Origin of the sequence: Kibdelosporangium aridum, assembly GCF_900176515.1 — a bacterium.
Lineage (GTDB): Bacteria > Actinomycetota > Actinomycetes > Mycobacteriales > Pseudonocardiaceae > Kibdelosporangium > Kibdelosporangium aridum.
The window spans coordinates 145,358-165,839 of sequence record NZ_FWXV01000005.1; the positions used below are offsets into that span (position 1 = coordinate 145,358).

The 20,482-nt window shown below is 65.0% G+C and carries 18 protein-coding genes; 14 read left to right on the top strand and 4 right to left on the bottom strand.

All coding sequences use genetic code 11. The annotated features are described in order from the left end of the window. Positions 1 to 50: 50 nt before the first annotated feature. The 5 genes from B9C43_RS28000 to B9C43_RS28020 are packed head-to-tail and all read left to right on the top strand — an operon-like array spanning position 51 to position 5,065. Positions 51 to 1,436 (top strand): ABC transporter substrate-binding protein, encoded by a 1,386-nt coding sequence (locus B9C43_RS28000; RefSeq protein ID WP_084429990.1) that lies wholly within the window; start codon positions 51 to 53, stop codon positions 1,434 to 1,436. Continuing rightward, entirely contained in the window at positions 1,427 to 2,341 is a 915-nt protein-coding gene (locus B9C43_RS28005; RefSeq protein ID WP_033387673.1) for a carbohydrate ABC transporter permease, read from the top strand. Before B9C43_RS28000 ends, B9C43_RS28005 begins: the two co-directional genes overlap by 10 nt. Beyond that, a complete protein-coding gene (locus B9C43_RS28010) occupies positions 2,338 to 3,150 on the top strand; it encodes a carbohydrate ABC transporter permease (protein WP_084429991.1) in 813 nt (270 codons plus the stop codon). The genes B9C43_RS28005 and B9C43_RS28010 overlap by 4 nt, the downstream gene beginning before the upstream one ends. Beyond that, positions 3,147 to 4,016 carry an NAD-dependent epimerase/dehydratase family protein gene (locus B9C43_RS28015; protein ID WP_084429992.1) on the top strand — a complete coding sequence of 290 codons (870 nt, stop codon included), beginning with the start codon at positions 3,147 to 3,149 and terminating at the stop codon, positions 4,014 to 4,016. The genes B9C43_RS28010 and B9C43_RS28015 overlap by 4 nt, the downstream gene beginning before the upstream one ends. Continuing rightward, entirely contained in the window at positions 3,986 to 5,065 is a 1,080-nt protein-coding gene (locus B9C43_RS28020; protein ID WP_084429993.1) for a Gfo/Idh/MocA family protein, read from the top strand. Before B9C43_RS28015 ends, B9C43_RS28020 begins: the two co-directional genes overlap by 31 nt. Here the strand turns inward: B9C43_RS28020 and B9C43_RS28025 are convergent. Beyond that, positions 5,016 to 5,969: a sensor histidine kinase gene (locus tag B9C43_RS28025; RefSeq protein ID WP_084429994.1), complete on the bottom strand. Its 954-nt coding sequence runs from the start codon at positions 5,967 to 5,969 to the stop codon at positions 5,016 to 5,018. The two genes, B9C43_RS28020 and B9C43_RS28025, sit on opposite strands and share 50 nt — an antisense overlap. Before the next feature lie 123 nt (positions 5,970 to 6,092). Here B9C43_RS28025 and B9C43_RS28030 point away from each other — a divergent pair, with 123 nt between their 5' ends. Beyond that, positions 6,093 to 6,692, top strand: coding sequence for a GNAT family N-acetyltransferase (locus B9C43_RS28030; RefSeq protein ID WP_033387670.1), 600 nt, complete (start codon positions 6,093 to 6,095; stop codon positions 6,690 to 6,692). 181 nt (positions 6,693 to 6,873) lie between these two features. Here B9C43_RS28030 and B9C43_RS28035 read toward each other — a convergent pair whose 3' ends face one another. From B9C43_RS28035 to B9C43_RS28045, 3 genes are all read right to left on the bottom strand, one after another. Next, entirely contained in the window at positions 6,874 to 8,031 is a 1,158-nt protein-coding gene (locus B9C43_RS28035) for an NAD-dependent formate dehydrogenase (protein ID WP_084429995.1), read from the bottom strand. A 68-nt stretch (positions 8,032 to 8,099) separates the two neighbouring features. Beyond that, on the bottom strand, positions 8,100 to 9,011 hold the full coding sequence (locus tag B9C43_RS28040; protein ID WP_033387667.1) for a LysR family transcriptional regulator: 912 nt from the start codon (positions 9,009 to 9,011) through the stop codon (positions 8,100 to 8,102). Positions 9,012 to 9,037: 26 nt separating this feature from the next. Further along, positions 9,038 to 10,012, bottom strand: a complete 975-nt coding sequence (locus B9C43_RS28045; RefSeq protein WP_084429996.1) for a 2-dehydropantoate 2-reductase — start codon at positions 10,010 to 10,012, stop codon at positions 9,038 to 9,040. Between the two features lie 109 nt (positions 10,013 to 10,121). On the opposite strand from B9C43_RS28045, the gene B9C43_RS28050 reads away from it, so the two are divergent. From B9C43_RS28050 to B9C43_RS28085, 8 genes are all read left to right on the top strand, one after another. Next, positions 10,122 to 11,810 carry a SelB domain-containing protein gene (locus tag B9C43_RS28050; protein ID WP_033387665.1) on the top strand — a complete coding sequence of 563 codons (1,689 nt, stop codon included), beginning with the start codon at positions 10,122 to 10,124 and terminating at the stop codon, positions 11,808 to 11,810. Next, positions 11,807 to 12,076 (top strand): DUF6457 domain-containing protein, encoded by a 270-nt coding sequence (locus B9C43_RS28055; RefSeq protein WP_084429997.1) that lies wholly within the window; start codon positions 11,807 to 11,809, stop codon positions 12,074 to 12,076. The genes B9C43_RS28050 and B9C43_RS28055 overlap by 4 nt, the downstream gene beginning before the upstream one ends. 78 nt (positions 12,077 to 12,154) lie before the next feature. Next, entirely contained in the window at positions 12,155 to 13,888 is a 1,734-nt protein-coding gene (locus B9C43_RS28060; protein ID WP_084429998.1) for a thiamine pyrophosphate-binding protein, read from the top strand. Between the two features lie 16 nt (positions 13,889 to 13,904). Continuing rightward, positions 13,905 to 15,134: a formyl-CoA transferase gene (gene frc, locus B9C43_RS28065; protein WP_084429999.1), complete on the top strand. Its 1,230-nt coding sequence runs from the start codon at positions 13,905 to 13,907 to the stop codon at positions 15,132 to 15,134. Between the two features lie 4 nt (positions 15,135 to 15,138). Continuing rightward, entirely contained in the window at positions 15,139 to 17,271 is a 2,133-nt protein-coding gene (locus tag B9C43_RS28070; RefSeq protein WP_084430000.1) for an acetate--CoA ligase family protein, read from the top strand. 147 nt (positions 17,272 to 17,418) lie between these two features. After that, entirely contained in the window at positions 17,419 to 18,909 is a 1,491-nt protein-coding gene (locus B9C43_RS28075; RefSeq protein ID WP_033387661.1) for an Nramp family divalent metal transporter, read from the top strand. After that, the gene (locus B9C43_RS28080; protein WP_033387660.1) at positions 18,909 to 19,469 is read left to right on the top strand and encodes a hypothetical protein; all 561 of its coding nucleotides are present in this window, start codon (positions 18,909 to 18,911) and stop codon (positions 19,467 to 19,469) included. Before B9C43_RS28075 ends, B9C43_RS28080 begins: the two co-directional genes overlap by 1 nt. After that, positions 19,466 to 20,452: a TerC family protein gene (locus tag B9C43_RS28085; protein ID WP_084430001.1), complete on the top strand. Its 987-nt coding sequence runs from the start codon at positions 19,466 to 19,468 to the stop codon at positions 20,450 to 20,452. Before B9C43_RS28080 ends, B9C43_RS28085 begins: the two co-directional genes overlap by 4 nt. The last annotated feature ends 30 nt before the right edge of the window (positions 20,453 to 20,482 follow it).

Here is a 20,482-nt window from a genome sequence, read left to right on the forward strand (position 1 = left end):
CTTTAACATGCTAATGGTCCTTGACATGCTAAATCTGGCGACCTTACGGTGTGCCACAGATCAGGCACTGGGAGGACATCGTGGTCCGGCTTCTGGCTGCTTTAACCGCATCAGCTCTGTTCGTCAGTGGGTGCAGTGGTTCGTCGTCCGGCGGCGGCTCGGGCGACGTGACGCTGGAGATGTGGACCTTCAAGCAGACCCACGTCAAACCGCTCGAGGCCGCGGCCGCCACGTTCAAGCAGCAGACCGGGATCACGGTGAAGGTCACCGCCTACACCCCGGACGACACCTTCAAGAGCAAGGTCATGAGCGCCGCGTCCACCAAAAATCTGGCGGACGTGATGGAGGTGCACGCGGCAGGCGAGGATTTCGTGCTTGGCGGCGCCGGAATCCTCGCCGACTTGAAGGACACCGTTAACGAAGGCTGGAAAGCTCGCTTCCTCAAGGGAACCGCGGACGCCGGCCTGGTCAGCGACCTGCGTTACCAGCGCTCGTTGCAGCCGAAAGCGGCCGACGCGGGCATCAAGCAGGGGCAGTTGTTCAGCGTCCCGTTCACCACCGGTGCCTTCGGCATCGTCTACGCCAACAAGGCCAAGCTGGCAGCGGCCGGACTCGACCCGGCCAAACCACCCGCCACGTGGGCGGATTTCATCTCGTGGCTGAAGACCGCGCAGGAGAAGGACCCGCAGTCGGGCGGGTTGACGTTGGGGCTGAAGTCCTCCAGCACCGGCTTCAACTGGACACTGCAGCCGCTGGCGTACGCGTACCTGGGCAAGGAACGCTACCAAGCGTTGTTCGGCAAGGACTCGGGCAAGGCCTTCGGCAGTCCGGACGGGCAGCAGGTGCTGGCCTTGTACGACCAGCTCACCCCGTATTGGACGCCGGGCACCCAGACACTGGGCATCGATGACGCTGACCGAGCGTTTGCTCAGGGCAAGTCGACCTTCAACATCGGCGGCACGTTCACCCTCGCCGCCATCCAACAAGAAGGCATGAAGGCCGGCGACGTGCTCGCGTTCAGCCTGCCCGCCGCCGCGGACGGGGCGGTGAAGAACCTGAAGCTCGCGCCGCTGGCACTGACCGGGCTGTCGATGTCGGCGCAGACCAAGAACCCGGACGCGGTCGTCAAATGGATGGACTTCCTGACCACAGTGGACCAGGCAGGCGCGTTCGCCAAGGCATCGCTCGACCTTCCCGGCGTCGACCTCGGCGACAAGGCGGGCGAGTTGCTGGGACCGGACTTGGCGGCACTGCAGCAGAGCTTCGGCGATCCAGGCCCGCAGACCTACGACGCGTTCGACGTCGCCTTCCAGAGTCCCACGTACGACCAGGCGATCGCCGGTGACGCGCTGGTGAAGATGTCACCGTTGAAGCAGGAGACACCCGAGTCGACCAACCGCCAGCTCGGCACGATCATCGCCGACTCGTGGAAGTAAAGCGCCGCCGCAGGACTCGCGAAGCGCTCACGGGATACGCGTTCATCCTGCCCGCGGTGATCTTCTTCGCCGTGCTGGGCGTGTACACCCTGGGCTACAGCCTGCTGCTGAGCTTCGCGAGGTGGAACGGGTTCAGTCCACACTGGACATGGGTGGGCATCGACAACTACCTGGACGTGCTGTTCCGCGACCCGAACGTCGCGCCGTACGTCCTGGACGCGGCGGTGCACACGCTGCTGGTGATGATCGTGGTGCCGATTCTGGCGGTGGTGGCCGGCTTGCCGGTCGCGCTCGCGTTGAACCGCATCACGTTCCTGCGCACCACATTGCGGACGGTGTTCTTCCTGCCGTACGTCACCACCGGTATCGCGGTGTTCTACGCGTGGACGTATGTCCTGCAGCCACAAGGTTCGCTGAACTTCATCCTCGAATCACTGGGGCTGGGCACGTTGGCTCAACCCCAAGGATTCCTGGGCAACCCGGCGACCGCGCTGCCGACTTTGATCGCGGTGATGGCGTGGTCGTCGATCCCGATCGCGATCCTGCTCTACCTCACCGGGCTGCAGGCGATCGACCCCGCGGTGCTCGATGCGGCCAAAGTGGACGGCGCAACCGGGTTGCGCACCACGACGTCGGTGATCTGGCCGCTGCTTCGGCCGATCACCGCGGCAGTGGTCCTGCTGAACCTCAGAGACGCCTTGCAGGGCTTCCAGATGTTCCTGCTGATGACCAACGGCGGGCCGGGCGGGCACACCAACGTACTCGGGCTGGAGATCTACAAGCAGGCGTTCTTCAAGGAACTAAGGCCCACTCTGGGCATCGCCAGCGCGATCGGCTGGCTGCTGTTCGTCGCCGCGATTCTGCTGGCGTTCGTGAACGTCCGGATGCTGCGGAGCCGCACATGAAGGCCCGTGTCATCGCCTATGTCGTCCTCGGCGGCTACGCCCTGATCAGCCTGTACCCGTTCGCCTGGATGGTGTCGGGTGCGTTCAAGGACCGCCAGGAAGTGCTGGACGGCGGCACCCTGATCCCGGACCGGCCCACGCTCGACACGTTCGCCACGACCTGGGGCGAACTGGACTTCCTGCAGTACTTCGGCAACAGCCTGCTGGTCACCGGCGCGACCGTGATCGGTGTGTTGGTCGTCTACTCCCTGGCGTCGTACGCCTTCGCGGTGCTGAAGTTCCCGGGCAGCAAGGTGATCTACGCTGGGTTCGTCTCGCTGCTGTTCGTACCGGGTATCACGGTGTTGCTGCCGGTGGTGATCCTGCAGCAGGAACTGGAAATCCTCGGCACGCGACTGGGCCTCGTGCTGCCGTTCATCAACGGCACGGCACCATTGGCGATCCTGTTGCTCACCAACGCCTTCCGATCGGTCCCCAGCGAGCTGCGGGAGTCGGCGCGGTGCGACGGAGCCAGCGAGCTGCGCACGTTCCTGTCGATCTACCTGCCGGTGTGCCGCCCGGCGCTGGTCACGATCGCCCTGCTGACCGCGGTGCCGACGTGGAACGAGTTCGTGCTGACCAGGGTGTCGCTCAACGACCCCGCGGTGTTCACCTTGCCGCTCGGGGTGCAGAGCCTGATGTCGACCACGTCACCGCAGTACAACGTGATCATGGCGGCGTCGGTGATCATCGTGCTGCCGGTGATCGTGCTGTTCGTGTTGCTGCAGCGGTATTTCGTCAACGGACTCGTAGGGGCGGTCAAAGGGTGAAGGTGCTGGTCACCGGGGCTGGTGGGGCGCTGGGCGGCTTGGTGGCCGAGCGGCTTTCCGCAGCGGGGCACAGTGTTCGGGCGCACGACAGGACGACGATCACAGCGCCGGTCAGCGACGTGATCACGGGAAATCTGGCCGACCTGGCACACGTCCAAGGCGTGGTGGCCGGTGTGGACGCGGTGGTGCACTGCGCGGCCATTCCGTCCCCTGTGGACCATCCGGACGACGAGGTCTTCCGCAACAACGTCCAGACCACGTACAACGTGCTCGACACGGCAGGCCGGGCCGGGGTCGGCAGGATCGTGTACGTCTCCAGCGCGTCAGCGCTCGGACTGGCGTGGTCGCAACTGGGTGTCTCGCCGGTCCAGGTGCCGGTGACCGAGGACCATCCCTTTGTCGGTGACGATGTCTACGGCCTGTCCAAGCAAGTCGGTGAAACGATTGCGGCCGCCGCGAGCAGGCGTTGGCGGACAACGGTGGTGAGCCTGCGCTTCCCGTTCATCGGCACGGGTGCGCGATTGGAGCACCATTTGAAGCGCATCCATGACGATCCAGGCGTCGACCGCGGCGGGCTGTGGGCGTGGCTGGACATGCGTGACGCAGTCAGGGCTGTCGAAGCCGCGTTGTCTGTTCCCCTTGAGGGACACCATTTGCTCAACGTTGTCGCGCCCGATACGACCGCTTTGGTTTCCACGGCCGAACTACTGGGCACCTACCACCCGACGGCCGTGATCACGCGGCCGTTTGGCGAATTCGAGTCGGTGTACTCCGGTCGATTGTGCCGTACGGTATTGGGGTTCGAACCGATCTACGGATGGCGAGGGGTGGTTCGATGCGGATCGGAGTCGTCGGACTGGGTGTGATCAGCAAGGTCTACCTGGACACCCTGCGGGACTTGGCAGACACACGAGTCACCGCCGTCGCCGATCTGATGCCGGAACGCGCCGAGGCAGTCGCGGCCGGGTATCCCGGCGTCCGGGCGACGTCCGTGGCGGAGATCTACACGGCCCCGGACGTGGACCTGGTCCTGAACCTCACGATCCCGTCCGCGCACGCAGAGGTGGCCCGCAGCGCCATCGAAGCAGGTAAACACGTCTACGGCGAAAAGCCGCTCGCCATCACGACTGTCGAAGCACGGGAGATCCTTTCGCTGGCCGACCGGACAGGTGTGCAGGTCGGCTGCGCGCCGGACACCGTGCTGGGCACCGGTGTGCAGACCGCGCGAGCGACTCTGGACAGCGGAGGAATCGGTGCTCCTTTCGCCGCAACGGCTTTCATGACCACACCGGGCCACGAGCGGTGGCACCCGGATCCGGAGTTCTACTACCGGCACGGCGGTGGGCCGTTGATGGACATGGGCCCGTACTACCTGAGCGCACTGGTGACACTGCTCGGCCCGGTCCGCAGGGTGGTCGGGATGGCGTCGACACCGGTGGCGACCCGGACCATCGGCAGTGGCCCCAGGGCCGGAACGGTCTTCCCGGTCGAGGTGGCGACGCACGTCACCGGCGTGCTGGAACACAGCACGGGCGCGTTGTCCACCATGATGATGAGCTTCGGGGTGTGGGCAGGTCAGCTGCCACGGATCGAGATCTACGGCACGGAAGGCGCGTTGTCCGTACCGGATCCCAACGGGTTCGAGGGAATCGTGTCGGTGTTCCACCCGTCTGATCCACAGTGGACTGTCATCCAGCCGTCCGCGGGTTATCTCAACGCGGACCGCGGCTACGGTGTCGCGGACATGGTCACCGCGATCGAGCACGGAACACCGTTACGGGCCAGCGGTGAACTGGCGCACCACGTCTTGGACATCATGGAGTCGTTGCTGGCCGCGTCGGAGTCCGGCAAGTCCATGGACGTGCTCAGCGTGTGTGATCGCCCAGCACCGGTTCCGCTCGGCGGGGAAGCCTGAAATAGACCCGGATGGTCGTACCTGCCGGGGCGGTGTGCATCCTGACGAGGTCGGCCAAGTGGTTGACCAGCAGCAGCCCCCGGCCGCCGAGTTGCTTGACCGGTGCGGGGATCCGGCCGGCGAGCGGGTTGCGGATGTACCCGGCGTCGCTGATCTGGCACACCAGGGTGTCCGGCTCGGTCCACAGGTACACCGTTCCGATGCCGCCCCCGTGCCGTGCGCTGTTGGCAGCCAGTTCGTCGACCGTCAGAACGAGGTCGGTGGTCCGGTCAGGGGCGAGGCCGGAGTGGGCGGCGAACTTCGTGACGAACCTGCGCAGCTCGCCGAGGCTGGACGCGTCGACCATCCGGCATTCGGCGTTGTGCGGCGCGACTAACGGCTGGTTGTACGTGGCCACAACGGCATCAGGGGCGAACGACGTGCTGGCGCGCGTGCCGTCCGAGTCGATCACTGTCGGGTGGGTGCGAAACGCGTCGGCGAGCACAGTGGGGGAGAGGCCGTCGGTGTCGTACGGGCAGAGAATCGTGGCCCGGCGACCGGCGAATGCCCGGTTGATCAACGCCTCGTGCTGAACACACGCCGGGTACTCGACCACCGAACGGTCCGGCCAGATCGGTTCGCCGATGACCCGGACCCGGCCGTTGTGCTCGTCGGCGAACGCCCGCAGCACACCAGGGATGATGCGACCGGGGTTACGGCCTGCCTTGGTCATGTCCAGCATCGTCACGTTCGCGGCGGAAGCACCGAGCGAAGTGCGGATCAGATCCAGTTGCGGTCCTGGTACAGCGACAGCCACCGGCTCGCTTTTCGCCAGTCCTTCGGCGATGAACGGCACAGTGCCCGCGATGTACTCATCGGCGCCGCGGTAGAACAGCGCCGGATGCACAAATGGATCTACTGTCATCACGCCCCTTTATCCGTGACGAGTCTACGATCCCACGCCCGTGTGAGGGCCGCATGACGCGGTCAGGGCATATCCGGAAGGTCACTGGGCATGTGCGTTGCGTACGCGAAGTAAGTTGTCCTTGTGATCACCGTGAGGCCTGGCAGGCTGGATGACGTCGACGCGCTGTACCGGATCTGTCTGCAGACGGGGGACGCGGGCGAGGACGCCACCGCGTTGTACGAAGACCCGCAGCTGCTCGGCCACGTCTTTGTCGGCCCGTACGCGGTGCTGGAGCCGTCCTTGGCGTTCGTCGCCGAAGATGAGGAAGGCGTGAGCGGGTTCGTGCTCGGTGCGCTGGACACCAAGGCCTTCGAGGAAGAACTGGAACGGGACTGGTGGCCGGAACTGCGGACGCAGTACCCGGACCCGGCCGGGGACTCGCTGACCCAGGACCAGCAGCTGATGCGGCACATCCACCACCCGGACACGACACCCGGGAAATACCTCGAGGACTACCCGTCACACCTGCACATCAACCTGTTGCCCCGGACACAGGGCCAAGGCGTGGGCGGCCAGCTGATGAACACGCTCATCGACGCGCTGCGGGCGAAGGGGTCGCGTGGCGTGCACCTGCGGGTGTGGGCCAGGAACACCCGGGCGATCGGCTTCTACCGGCACGTCGGCTTCACCGAGATCGACAGGACCGGCGACGGGTACACGTTCGGCATGGATCTGCGCTGACAGGCGAAAGGGCCTGCCGGAGATGGCGGCAAGCCCTTTCCATACGGTGAACGCAGTGTGGTCGCCTTAGGTGCCCGTGGCCGGGCTGACCGTCGGCGCGACCGAAACTGTCATACCCCTCCGGTAACGTGAAGATCAGGGGCTCCCCCTGGGGAATTGTCGATGCGATGAGGGCTGCCCGCTACTTCGTCGAGTACGAGTGGGCCCCTGTCCCGGCCAGCTTGCCGCCGTCCACGATCAGGTACTCGTCCCGGATCGGCGTCCCGCCGAACCAGGACTCCAGGATCTCCCGCGTCCCAGCCGCGTACCGAGCCTGAGCCGACAGCGAAGACCCCGAGATGTGCGGCGTCATCCCGTGGTGCGGCATGCTCCGCCACGGGTGGTCAGCAGGCGCGGGCTGCGGGTACCACACATCGCCGGCATATCCCGCCAACTGCCCGCTCTCCAACGCCCGCACGATCGCGTCCCGGTCGGCGATCTTGCCCCGGGCCGTGTTGATCAGGTACGCCCCGCGCTTCATCGTGCTGAGCAGCTTGTCCCCGAAGAGCCCCTCGGTCTCCGGGTGCAGCGGCGCGTTGATCGTCACCACGTCCAGGTGCGGCACCATCTCCTGGGTGCTCGCGTGGAACGTCAGGCCCAGCTCTTCCTCGACCTCGCGCGGCAGCCGGTGCCGGTCGGTGTAGTGCAGCTTGACGTCGAAGGGCGCGAGCCGCCGCAGCACGGCGAGGCCGATCCGGCCTGCGGCAACGGTTCCGACCTGCATTCCCTCCAGGTCGTACGACCGGGATACGGCGTCGGCGATGTTCCAGCCGCCGTCCACGACGATCTGGTACGACGGGATGTAGTTGCGGACCAGCCCCAGGATCATCATCACCACGTGCTCGGCGACGCTGATCGAGTTGCAGTACGTCACCTCGGCCACCGTGATCCCCGCGTCGATCGCGGCCTTGAGATCGACGTGGTCCGAGCCGATGCCCGCGGTCACCGCGAGCTTCAGGTTGCGGGCCTTGGCGATCCGTTCCGGCGTCAGGTAGGCAGGCCAGAACGGCTGCGAGATCACGACGTCCGCGTCGACGAGCTCCCGCTCGAACACCGAGCCGGGGCCGTCTTTGTCGGACGTGACGACCAAGGTGTGCCCTTGGGACTCCAAAAAGGACCGGAGGCCGAGTTCGCCGCTCACGCTGCCGAGCAGGTGTCCCGGTGTGAAGTCGACGCCCTTCGGCGTCGGCAGGGTCTGCCCGTCCGGGTACCGCTCGATCTTGGGCAGGTCGTCGCGGGCGTAGGTGGCGGGGTAGCCGTCGACCGGGTCGTCATAGAGAACGCAGAGGATTTTCGCCATGGCCCCAGGGTTCTCCCGACCGGAACGCCAGGTCAAAGCGAAGTTCTCTATCCTGCGAGAGGCTAGAACTATCGCAGGTGCGCGGCCAGCGCCGCCCGGACGTCCACGCTCGCGCTGACGTCGACCAGTGCCCGGGCCACAAGTGGTTCAGGATCGCGGTCGGCGATCACCAGGCCGATCCGGGGCGCGGGTCTGACTCGTTCCAGTGGAACCACGCGCATCCCTTGCGGCACACCGAACATGTTCAGCCACGCGTGGGAGATCACGCTGCACCAGTTGCGGGTGGCGACATGCGCGTACAAGGCCGACACGGTGTCGGTTTCGACCGAAGGTACGGCCATGGCGCCGACGGAAGCGAACATCTCGTCGAGAATGCGGCGATTGCGCATCTGCGCGGAAAGCAGGCACAGCGGCTGTTTGGCCGCGTCGGCCCAGCCGACCACCTGCTGCTCGGCCAGCTCGTGCGAGTCCGGCACGAGCAGCAGGTATTTCTCTTCGTACAAGGGAAATGTGCGGACCCGGCCGAGCGGCTCACCGTCCAAATAGGTCATCCCGACGTCCAGTTCGAACTCGGTGAGCCGGTGGACGATGTCCTGAGAGGACAACGACTCGATTGCTACCCTGGCACGCGGGTAGCGCGCGCAGAACGGCGTGGTGAGCAGCGGGGCCACGGTCAGGGTGGTCGGGATCGCCCCGATTCGGAGCGTCCCGGCCAGCCCGTTGGACATTGTGGACAGATCTTGTCGCAACTCCTCGCACTCGGCGAGGATCCGGTGCGCCCAGAGGAGCACCCGTTCGCCTTCCGGCGTAAGCCCGTCGTACCTGTTACCCCTGCGGACGATCGGCACATCCAGCTCGCGTTCGAGCTTGCGGATCGCCGCGGACAGCGACGGTTGCGAAACGTGACACGCCTGCGCTGCGCGCGAGAAATGCCCCTCGCGAGCCAAGGCCACGAGATACTCAAGCTGGCGCAGCAACACGGCCCGAAGGCTACCCAAAAAAGGGATTAAGCGGCGGTCAACTGCTCGTTCAACAGGTCAGCCACGGCGCCGATCGTACGCAACGTGGGTACCTTGACGCCGGTCAGATCGGCCAGCTCCACTACCGCCTTGATGATCACGTCCAACTCGAGGGGCTTGCCCTTCTCCAGATCCTGGAGAGTGGACGTCTTGTGCTCACCCGCCTTCTCGGCGCCGGCGAGCCTGCGCTCGACCGACATCTTCGGGTGGCACCCGAGGCTGGCGGCAACCTCGAGGGTTTCGGTCATCATCCTGACAACCAGTTCGCGGGTCTCGTCGTGACGGCAGATCGATGCCATCGTGGCCCGCGACAGGGCGCTGATCGGGTTGAACGCGATGTTGCCCATCAGCTTGATCCAGATGTCGTTGCGCAGATCGGCCTCGACCGGGCACTTCAGCCCGCCCGCGATCATCGCGTCGGAGAACTCCTTGCAGCGCACGGACATCGAGCCGTCCGGCTCGCCGATCGAGAACCGGGTGCCTTCCAGGTGACGGATCACCCCAGGCTGCTCGATCTCGGTCGCCGCGTAGACCACGCAGCCGACGGCCCGGTGGACCGGTAGTGCCTTGCTCACCGCGCCACCGGGATCCACGCTCTCGATCCGGTGACCCTCGTAAGGACCGGGCAGCCCGTGGAAGTACCAGTACGGGATGCCGTTCTGTGCGGTTATCAGTGTTGTGGTTTCGTGCAGCAACGGCTTGACCATGGGCCCTGCCGCTGCGTACTGGTTGGCTTTGAGGCCGAGGAAGACGTGATCGACTGGCCCGACCTCTTCTGGGTTGTCGGTAGCGTACGGATGGACCTCGAAGTCTCCTCGCGGAGACAGTACCTTGAGACCCGACGCCTTGATCGCCTGCAGATGAGCTCCACGGGCGATCAGATGAACCTCGACTCCAGCACGATGGAGTCCGGCTCCGACATACGCGCCGATTGCACCGGCGCCAAGAACAGCAACTCTCACGGGCGGCTCCGTTCTTGCGTCGATAGTGTATTCAGTATACCGTATGAACACCTTCGGTCAACGGTGTCGAGGAGGCATGCCAAATGCCTGGTGCGGGGCGATATGTGCGATGTGGGTAATCGCGACGGCCGGCCATGCCGACCACGGAAAGTCGACACTGGTGGAGCGGCTCACCGGGATGACGCCGACGCTTGGCTCGGCGTGGACGAAATTGCCGTCCGGGCGCATGGTCGAATTGGTCGATTTGCCTGCGGCCGCCACTTTGACAGGCATTTGCCCGGTCTCCGCGGTGCTCCTTGTGGTGGCCGCCGACTCCGGCTGGATGCCGCAGTCGAGTGAGCATTTGGCGGCGCTGCACGCGTTGGGAATTCGTCAAGGTTTGCTGGTCGTCACCCGAAGCGATCTCGCCGATCCGCTGCCGACGCTGCGGCGGGCCCGCGCTGAGCTGGCCGGTACCAGTCTTGCCGAGGCCGAACCGGTCGTGGTCAGCGGTTTGACCGGGGAGGGCATCGCCGAGCTGAGGCACGCGCTTGATCGGCTGGCCGACCGGATGCCGTTGCCGGACCCGGCCGCGGCAGTGCGGCTCTGGGTCGACGAGACGGCGGGAACAGTCGTCACCGGGACGCTTCCGGTTGGCACTTTGCACACCGGTGATGAATTGGTGGTCGCACCGACCGGACGCCGTGTCCGAATTGAGTCCTTGGAGTCGCTCGGACAGCCGATGACAGCGGTCACCGGGGCAGGCCGGGTGGCCATGAAAGTCGACGGAATCAATCCCCGCCGGATGCGCAGGGGACAGGCTTTGGTCGCGCTCAACAGCTGGAGATTCGTGTCCGTAATCGACGTCCGGCTGAAGATGCTGGACAAATCGGGGATGCCGGCGCGGGAACTGGTGCTGCACATCGGTTCGGCCGGAATACCCGCCCATGTCCGTCATCTCGGTCCGTCCGTCGCCCGGCTGACACTGCGCTCACCACTGCCGCTGCGCATCGGTGACTCCGGCCTGTTGCACGATCCGCAGCGGCACCTCGTCGTCGCGGGTGTCACCGTGCTCGACATCCTGCCGCCGGACCTGCGGCTGGGTGGTGCCATGGTGGAACGTGCCGTCGAACTGTCCAAACGAGACATCACCACCGACGGGATGCAGGAGCTGCGCAGGCGCGGAATGGTGCGGCGCAGCGACCTCGTCGCGATGGGTTGTACGGTGCCGCGCGCACCATCGGTGGGGGAGTGGCTGTTTGATCCGGACCGTTTCCAGAAGCTGCGCCAGTCGCTGCTCGAGGCCGTGCGTGAGTACGCCGCACGCCATCCGGAAGACCCGGCGATGCCGAAACCCGTTGCCGCGCAAGTGCTTGGTTTGCCGGACCGGCGGCTGGTCGAACCACTGGCGAGGGCGTCGCGTGGCCTGGGTGTGCGCATGTTGGGTGGGCGGCTTGTTCTTGGCCCACGCGACGCGCTGGAGAAGCTGATCGACGACCTGGCGATGGAACCCTTCGCGGCGCCGGAACAACCGCGCCTCAACGAGCTGGGACTGACGGCCAAACGCCTGAATGCCGCGGTGGCAAGGGGAATGCTGATCCGCCTGGCCGACGGGGTGTACCTCCGGCCGGACGCGATCGACCTGGCGAAGGCCGTACTGACCGAGCTGCCGGAGACGTTCACGGTGGCGCAGGTGCGCACGGCGTTGCGGACGAGCAGGCGTGTGGCCGTACCCCTGTTGGAACTGCTGGACGCGCGGGGGGTGACCGAACGACTCGACGCAAGTCAACGACGACTGCGGAAGGGGCGAAGGTCGTGAAGTTTTCACTTTCACACAAGAACACCGTCCTCGACGAGTGGACGGATCTGGCCGTGGCCGAGCTCGGCCTCGGACCGGACGAACTGGACAGACATGCGCTCCTGGACTTGGCGCGCTGTGTCGCCAGAGATGTGGGCGGCCCGGCCGCGCCACTGACTTGTTATCTGCTTGGAGTTGCCGTCGGGCGAGGAATGTCCTTGTCTGAGGCGATATCCCGAGTGTCCACAGTGGTAGAGAGATGGCGCGGCGTGGACTGGCGCGATTGAAGTCTGGACAAAGGGACATTAAGAGGTCCACTATGAAGTACATACGGTATGCAGTATGCGACCCGAGGAGATGACCAGATGGCACAAACGGCCCAGGCGGTGCCCGAGAACGCAGGTGTCGAGGCATCCAACGGTGCCGCGGAGCCCGAGATGATCTCTGGTGGTCACCTCGTGGCAAAGGCACTCAAGGCCGAAGGTATCGATGTGATCTTCACGCTCTGTGGTGGTCACATCATCGATATCTACGACGGCTGTGTTGACGAGGGCATCGAAGTGGTCGACGTCCGCCACGAACAGGTGGCGGCACACGCGGCCGACGGATATGCCCGCATCACTGGAAGGCCTGGCTGCGCGGTCGTCACCGCGGGACCCGGAACCACCGACGCGGTGACCGGTGTAGCGAACGCGTTGCGTGCGGAGAGCCCGATGCTGCTGATCGGCGGCCAGGGCGCGCTGAGCCAGCACAAGATGGGCTCGCTGCAGGACCTCCCGCACGTCGACATGATGACCCCGATCACCAAGTTCGCCGCGGGCGTCCCGCACACTGAGCGGATCGCCGACCTCGTGTCGATGGCGTTCCGTGAGTCGATGGCCGGCGCGCCCGGACCGTCGTTCCTGGAGATCCCGCGCGACATCCTGGACGCGAAGGTGCCGCTGGAGAAGGCCCGCATTCCCGAGGCAGGCCGCTACCGCGCCTCGACCCGGTCGATCGGCGACCCCGCCGACATCGAGCGGCTCGCGGACCTGATCGTGCACTCCGAGAAGCCTTGCGTGCTGCTCGGCAGCCAGGTCTGGACCACAAGGGGCAGCGACGAGGCGATCGACTTCGTGCGCACGCTGAACATCCCGGCTTTCATGAACGGCTCCGGCCGCGGCACGCTGCCTCCTGGCGACCCGCACCACTTGCAGCTGGCGCGCCGCTACGCGTTCCAGAACTCGGACCTGATCATCATCGTCGGCACCCCGTTCGACTTCCGGATGGGTTACGGCAAGCGGCTTTCCCCGAGCGCTACGGTCGTGCAGATCGACCTGGACTACCGCACGGTCGGCAAGAACCGTGACATCGACCTGGGCATCGTCGGCGACGCCGGCGCCGTGCTCGCCGCTGTCACCCAGGCTGCCTCCGGCCGCACCAGCACCGGTGCCGCCAACCGCAAGGCGTGGCTGGAGGAGCTGCGTGGCGTCGAGGACGCCGCTTACCAGAAGCGCTTGCCGCGTCAGCACTCCGACTCCACCCCGATCGACCCGTACCGCCTGGTGCACGAGATCAACGAGTTCCTCACCGAGGACTCCATCTACATCGGCGACGGCGGCGACATCGTCACCTTCTCCGGCCAGGTCGTGCAGCCGAAGTCGCCGGGGCACTGGATGGACCCGGGTCCACTCGGGACGCTCGGTGTCGGCATTCCCTTTGTCCTCGCGGCGAAGTACGCCCGCCCGGACAAGGAAGTCGTCGCCCTGTTCGGTGACGGTGCCTTCTCGCTGACCGGCTGGGACTTCGAGACGCTGGTCCGCTACAACCTGCCGTTCGTCGGCATCGTCGGCAACAACTCGTCGATGAACCAGATCCGCTACGGCCAGATCGCCAAGTACGGCGCTGACCGCGGCCGCGTCGGCAACACCCTCGGCGACGTCAAGTACGACGAGTTCGCCAAGATGCTCGGCGGCTACGGCGAGGAAGTGCGTGACCCCAAGGACATCGGCCCGGCACTGCGCCGCGCCCGCGAGTCCGGCCTGCCCTCGCTGATCAACGTCTGGGTGGACCCCGAGGTCTACGCGCCAGGCACGATGAACCAGACCATGTACAAGTAGCAGGGAGGGCACTGTCATGGGCAAGGCACTCGACGGCGTTCGCGTCCTCGACTTCACTCACGTCCAGTCAGGGCCCTCCGCCACCCAGATCCTGGCGTGGCTGGGCGCTGATGTGGTCAAAGTGGAGGCTCCGACCGGCGACATCACCCGCAAGCAGCTGCGGGACCTGCCGGACGCGGACAGCCTCTACTTCACGATGCTCAACTGCAACAAGCGCAGCATCACCCTGAACATGAAGAGCGAGCGGGGCAAGGAACTCTTCACCCAGATGATCGGCAAGTTCGACATCATGGTTGAGAACTTCGGCCCCGGTGCGGTGGACCGGATGGGGTTCCCGTGGGAGAAGCTCCAGGAGCTCAACCCGCGCCTGATCTACGCGTCCATCAAGGGTTTCGGCGAGGGCCCCTACACGCACTACAAGGCGTACGAAGTCGTGGCTCAGGCCATGGGCGGCTCGATGAGCACAACCGGCTTCGAGGACGGCCCGCCGCTTGCCACGGGAGCGCAGATCGGTGACTCCGGTACCGGTATGCACGCCGTGGCAGGCATTCTTGCCGCGCTGTACCAGCGCGAGCAGACGGGACGCGGCCAGCGCGTGACGGTCGCGATGCAGCACGCGGTGCTCAACCTGGCCCGCGTCAAGCTCCGCGACCAGCAGCGGCTGGCCCACGGCCCGCTCAAGGAGTACCCGAACAAGGAGTTCGGCGACACGGTTCCGCGCTCTGGCAACGCTTCCGGCGGTGGCCAGCCGGGATGGGCCGTGCGGTGCGCGCCGGGTGGGCCGAACGACTACGTCTACGTGATCGTCCAGCCCGTCGGCTGGGAGCCGATCACGCAGCTGATCGGCCGGACCGACCTGACCGAGGACCCCGAGTGGGCCACCCCGGAGGCCCGGCTGAACAAGCTGGACAAGATGTTCCAGATGATCGAGGAATGGTCGATCAACCACAGCAAGTACGACGTGCTCGCGATGCTGAACAAGCACAACATCCCATGTGGACCGATCCTGTCCACGAAGGAGATCATCGAAGACGAGTCGTTGCGCGCCAACGAGATGGTCGTCGATGTCCCGCACCCGCAGCGCGGCACGTTCACCACGGTCGGCATGCCGATCAAGCTTTCGGACTCGCCTGCGGAGGTCGAGCGCTCACCGCTGCTCGGCGAACACAACAAGGATATCTACGTCCAGGAACTGGGCGTCGCCGAGGAAGAGCTGACCGAGCTCTCCGCGAACGGAGTGATCTGATCCCATGAGTTACGACGCCGAGACGGTCCGGGAGATCCTGGACAAGGTGCGGGCTGAGGGCCGCGATTCGCTGACCGCCCCTGAGGGCAAGCGCGTCTGCGACGCCTATGGCATCCCGACACCCGGCGAAGGACTGGCCGCGACCGCCGACGAGGCGGTCGCGCTGGCCGAGAAGATCGGCTTCCCGGTCGTGCTGAAGATCGTGTCGCCGGACATCCTGCACAAGACCGAGGCAGGCGGCGTGCTCGTCGGAGTGTCCGATTCGGACGCCGCACGGGCCGGCTTCGAGAAGATCATCGCCAACGCGAAGAACTACAAGGCCGACGCGCAGATCGACGGCGTTCAGGTGCAGCAGATGGTCGGTGGTGGCCAAGAGGTCATCATCGGTGCCACGACCGACCCGACGTTCGGCAAGGTTGTCGCTTTCGGACTCGGCGGTGTGCTCGTCGAGGTGCTGAAGGACGTCACCTTCCGGCTCGCGCCGGTGTCACAGGACGAAGCTGTGTCCATGCTGGACGGCATCGCCGCCGCCGAGGTCCTCAAGGGAGCTCGTGGCGCCGACCCGGTCGACGCGGACACGCTCGCCGACGTGCTGCGCCGAGTGTCCGAACTGGTCACTGACTTCCCGGAGATCAGCGAGTTCGACCTCAACCCGGTGTTCGCCTCCAAGGACGGCGCGGTGGCCGCGGACGTGCGGATCATCCTGCAGACCGGCCCGGTCCCGCAGAAGCGCCAGATCCCGCAGGAGGAGATCCTGCGGGTGATGACCAAGATGATGAACCCGACCGCCGTTGCCGTGATCGGTGCCTCCGACCAGGAGGGCAAGATCGGCAACTCGGTGATGAAGAACCTGATCAACGGCGGCTACCAGGGCGGGATCCACCCGATCAACCCGAAGGCCGACGAGATCATGGGCCGCAAGGCATACAAGTCGGTCAAGGACATCCCCGGTGACGTCGACGTCGCGGTCTTCGCCATCCCGGCGAAGTTCGTGCCCGCGGCGCTGGAAGAGTGCGGCGACAAGGAAATCCCGGCCGCGGTGCTCATTCCGTCCGGCTTCGCCGAGACCGGGAACCACGAGCTGCAGGACGAGATCGTCGAGATCGCCGCGCGGCGAAACATCCGGATGCTCGGCCCGAACATCTACGGCTACTACTACACACCGCAGAACCTCTGTGCGACGTTCTGCACGCCGTACGACGTGAAGGGTGGCGTCGCGCTGACGTCGCAGAGTGGCGGTATCGGCATGGCGATCCTCGGTTTCGCCAGGTCCACCAAGATGGGTGTGTCGGCGATCGTCGGGCTGGGCAACAAGTCCGACATCGACGAGGACGACCTGCTGACGTACTTCGAGCAGGACGACAACACCAACGTCATGGCGATGCACCTGGAAGACCTCAAGGACGGCAGGGCGTTCGTCGACGCGGCGAAGCGGATGACCAAGAAGAAGCCGGTCATCGTGCTCAAAGCGGGACGTACCGACATGGGTGCGCGTGCGGCCAGCTCGCACACGGGTGCCTTGGCGGGCAACGACAAGGTGTACGACGACATCCTCAAGCAGGCAGGCGTGATCAGGGCGCCCGGCCTGAACGAGATGCTGGAGTACGCCCGTGGCGTGCCGCTTCTGCCGACGCCGCAAGGCGAAAACGTCGTGATCATTACTGGCGCCGGTGGGTCCGGTGTGCTGCTTTCGGACGCCGTTGTCGCAGAAGGACTGTCCTTGATGGACATTCCGCCGGACCTCGACGAGGCGTTCCGCAAGTTCATCCCGCCGTTCGGTGCGGCGGGCAACCCGATCGACATCACCGGTGGTGAACCGCCGTCAACGTACGAGGCCACCATCCGCCTGGGACTTGAGGACCCCAGGATCCACTCGCTGATCCTCGGCTACTGGCACACCATTGTCACACCCCCTATGGTGTTCGCCGAGTTGACCGCGCGAGTCGTCGAGGAGGCCAGGGCGAAGGGCATCGACAAGCCGGTGGTGGCATCACTCGCCGGTGACGTCGAGGTGGAACGCGCTTGCGAATACCTGTACGACAGGCGCATTGTGGCGTACCCGTACACCACCGAGAAGCCGGTGGCGGTGCTGGGTGCGAAGTACCGGTGGGCCAGGGCGGCAGGACTGCTCGGCTGACAACCGCGTAGAAAGAGCTCCTCGCGGCGGGTACTTCCAGCGCTCGACACGAAGTACCCGCCTCGAGGTAGAAAAGGGGCAAGTAGTAGCACAGGGGTTGTCCGACCGGGAAGTACATCGAAATTCCTCAAAGGAGAGGGGTCTGAGATGGAGACCTCGAAAACCCCGGCAGCCGGGCCGAATGCAGTCGCCGGCGAGGAGAGAGTGTGGCGGGCCGGTCGGCTCGATCCCATGCCCATCCGTACCCTGCCAGAAGCACCACCGTCGGTTCACTTGCTTGGACCGACCGTCTTCCTGGTCGCCCTTGGCGTCGGTATGGGCGAGTCCTACATGTGGCCGAGGCTGGTGCTGGTCTTCGGCCCGGAGATCAGGTGGTTGTTCCTGATCGGTGTGACCCTGCAGGCCGTGGTGATGCTGGAGATGGCGCGCTATGCGATGGCCACCGGCGAGAGCATCTTCACTGGTGCGGCCCGCGTGTTCAAACCGATCATGTGGTTCTTCTTCATCACGGCCATATTGGTCTATATCTGGCCAGGTCACCTGTCAGCGGGCGCCGCGGCGTTCGAACAGATAACAGGCATACCTTGGGTTGTGACCGCCTGCGTTGCCATGGTCCTGGTGGGCGTGTTGTTCAGCCTCGCCAGGGTCATCTACAACCTGCTGGAGAACGTCCTCGCGCTCCTCATCGGGCTGTTGGTCGTCGGCACAGCCGTGATCGCGTCCATGGTGGGCAGCTGGGGCGACCTCACGTCCACCATCACCGGCATGTTCAACTTCGGGTACTTCCCATCCGGCGCGATGAACGCCGAATGGTTCCCGATCGTGGTCGGTGCCATCGCGTTCGCGGGTCCGTCGGGTATGCAGCAGATGTGGTACACGCTGCACCTGCGCGACAGCGGTGCCGGTATGGGTTCGCACATCCCGAAGCTGCGAGGGCTGCGGCACGCGGGTGAACAAGAAGAAATGCCGAACCGCGGTTTCATGTTCGACACGGACAACCCGGACGAGATGCGCAAGTGGAAAGGGTGGCGGCGCTGGGTCACCTTCGATGCCCTGTTGTTGTTCTGGGGCGTCACCATGCTTGTCACTGTCTCGTTCACCGTGCTCGCGCAATCCGCGGCCAGGGCCAACCCGGACGTCAAGACCCTCATCGAGGGTGGCGACCGTTCGGCGGCACTGCAGGCGATGTCCGACGCGTTCGCCGCGGCCGGTGGTTCGGTACTAGGCACGGCCTTCTTCGGCTTCATCGCACTGATCGGTATGAACGCGACCCTGGGTCTGTTCGACTCGTTCTCGCGTGGCCAGGCGGACATGACGTATTTCTTCGTCAAGGGCGCCAAGCGGTTCAAGATGTCACACCTCTACGCGTTCTTCCTGTGGGGCGTGATCATCTTCGGCATCCTGATCCTGAACTTCGGGCCTGCCGACGGACCTGAGGCCGTGCTGGACATCCTGGCGTTCCTCTCCACGTTCGCCATGGGTGCCTACTGCGTCGTGTTGTTGCTGGTGAACAACAAGATGCTGCCGAAACCCATCCGGCCCAAGTGGTACCAGAACGCCATCATCGGCTTCGGTGCGGTGTTCTATCTGGGCATGCTGTTCTACAGCTTGATTGCCTTCGGGGTGGTTGTGGACTGATGACAGTGCCGAATGAACGAGAGGCAGCACGAGTACGCGAGATGGCAGAACTGGGTCGTCCCGGTTTCGCCGTCGGCTTCCTGGCCGGCAGCTTCGCCGGACTGATGGCACTGGTCGTCGGTCAGCCGTTGAGCTGGGCGTTGGTGAGTGTCCTGGCGCTCGGGTTGCCGCTCGGGCTACTCGGCGCCGTCTACAGTGTCCTGATCGCATACGGCAAGGTCAGGCTCGGCACGTTCGCGCCTGTCTGCCTGTTCTGGCTGATCGGTTTCCCCCTGTCGCGTCTGCTGCAGGAGGGGCTGACTCACCTGGTGCTGACCGGAGAACTCGGCGGCCCGCCCGATGTCCTTGGTTTCCTTGCGTACCAAGGAATTCTCAGCGCGGGATTCGCGTTCGGGTTTCTCTGGCTGCACGAACGCCTTGCACCACGCTGGTGGTACAAGATGTCCGACCATAACCCCGCTGCGCTGCGGGTCTATGAACGCTACGCCTCACATGCGCGTGTCATGTGGGAGGCGCGAGAGGCCCGTAAACGCAGGCGGGAGGCGAGCAAGTCCCGATGAACATCCCCACATGGGTTTGGCTGGTCACAGTGGCCGGTCTGTCCGCCATGATCCTGTTCGACTTCTATCTGGTGTCGCGCAATCCGCGGAAACCCTCCATGCGGGAATGCACCTTGTGGGTGTCCGCGTACGTGGGACTCGCCGTCCTCTTCGGACTCGGCGTGACCCTGTTCGCGGGTGGACAGAGTGGTGGTGAGTTCTTCGCAGGCTGGATCACCGAGTATTCGCTTTCGGTGGACAACCTGTTCGTCTTCATCATCATCATGGGCGCCTTCGCTGTACCCAAGCAGTTCCAGCAGAAGGTGCTGTCGATCGGGATCGTCCTGGCACTGCTGATGAGGGGCCTCTTCATCGCAGTGGGAGCCCAGGCCGTTTCCCGATTCGACTGGCTGTTCTACATCTTTGGTGCCTTCCTCATCTACACGGCCTGGAAGCTCATCCGCCACCAGGACGACGACGAGGAAGAATTCAAAGAGAACGCGGTTCTCCGTGTAGCCAAGAAATTCCTGCCAGCCACGGACTCCTATGACGGGGCCAGGATGACCACCCGGGTGGACGGGCGCAAGATGGTCACCCCGATGTTGATCGTGATGATCGCCATCGGTACGACCGACTTGCTCTTCGCCCTTGATTCCATCCCGGCCATCTTCGGCCTCACCAAGGAGCCCTACCTGGTGTTCACCGCGAACGCGTTCGCCCTGATGGGCCTGCGGCAGCTGTACTTCCTGATCGGCGGCTTGCTGGACAAGCTCGTCTACCTCAGCAAGGGGCTGTCGATAGTTCTCGCCTTCATTGGCGTGAAGCTCGTGTTCGAGGCTCTGCACCACGACGGTGTGAGCTGGGCTCCGGAGATTCCCATCCTTGTTTCGCTCGGCATCATTCTCGGCACACTGGCAGTGACGACGGTGGCGAGCTTGCTCAAGGTTCGGCGGCAACCGAAGGAATCGGCGCCCGAGTCAGTGACCGTTTCGGCGGCTGACTGACTAGCGGTTACCAGAGGTGGACGTCAGGGC

Excerpts from the sequence above, each read along its gene's own strand:
- B9C43_RS28060 (WP_084429998.1), top strand. The coding sequence starts at position 12,155 with ATGGCACAAACGGCCCAGGCGGTGCCCGAGAACGCAGGTGTCGAGGCA.
- frc (WP_084429999.1), top strand. The coding sequence starts at position 13,905 with ATGGGCAAGGCACTCGACGGCGTTCGCGTCCTCGACTTCACTCACGTC.
- B9C43_RS28070 (WP_084430000.1), top strand. The coding sequence starts at position 15,139 with ATGAGTTACGACGCCGAGACGGTCCGGGAGATCCTGGACAAGGTGCGG.
- B9C43_RS28025 (WP_084429994.1), bottom strand. The coding sequence starts at position 5,969 with ATGACAGTAGATCCATTTGTGCATCCGGCGCTGTTCTACCGCGGCGCC.
- B9C43_RS28050 (WP_033387665.1), top strand. The coding sequence starts at position 10,122 with ATGTGGGTAATCGCGACGGCCGGCCATGCCGACCACGGAAAGTCGACA.
- B9C43_RS28020 (WP_084429993.1), top strand. The coding sequence starts at position 3,986 with ATGCGGATCGGAGTCGTCGGACTGGGTGTGATCAGCAAGGTCTACCTG.
- B9C43_RS28075 (WP_033387661.1), top strand. The coding sequence starts at position 17,419 with ATGGAGACCTCGAAAACCCCGGCAGCCGGGCCGAATGCAGTCGCCGGC.
- B9C43_RS28080 (WP_033387660.1), top strand. The coding sequence starts at position 18,909 with ATGACAGTGCCGAATGAACGAGAGGCAGCACGAGTACGCGAGATGGCA.
- B9C43_RS28085 (WP_084430001.1), top strand. The coding sequence starts at position 19,466 with ATGAACATCCCCACATGGGTTTGGCTGGTCACAGTGGCCGGTCTGTCC.
- B9C43_RS28010 (WP_084429991.1), top strand. The coding sequence starts at position 2,338 with ATGAAGGCCCGTGTCATCGCCTATGTCGTCCTCGGCGGCTACGCCCTG.
- B9C43_RS28035 (WP_084429995.1), bottom strand. The coding sequence starts at position 8,031 with ATGGCGAAAATCCTCTGCGTTCTCTATGACGACCCGGTCGACGGCTAC.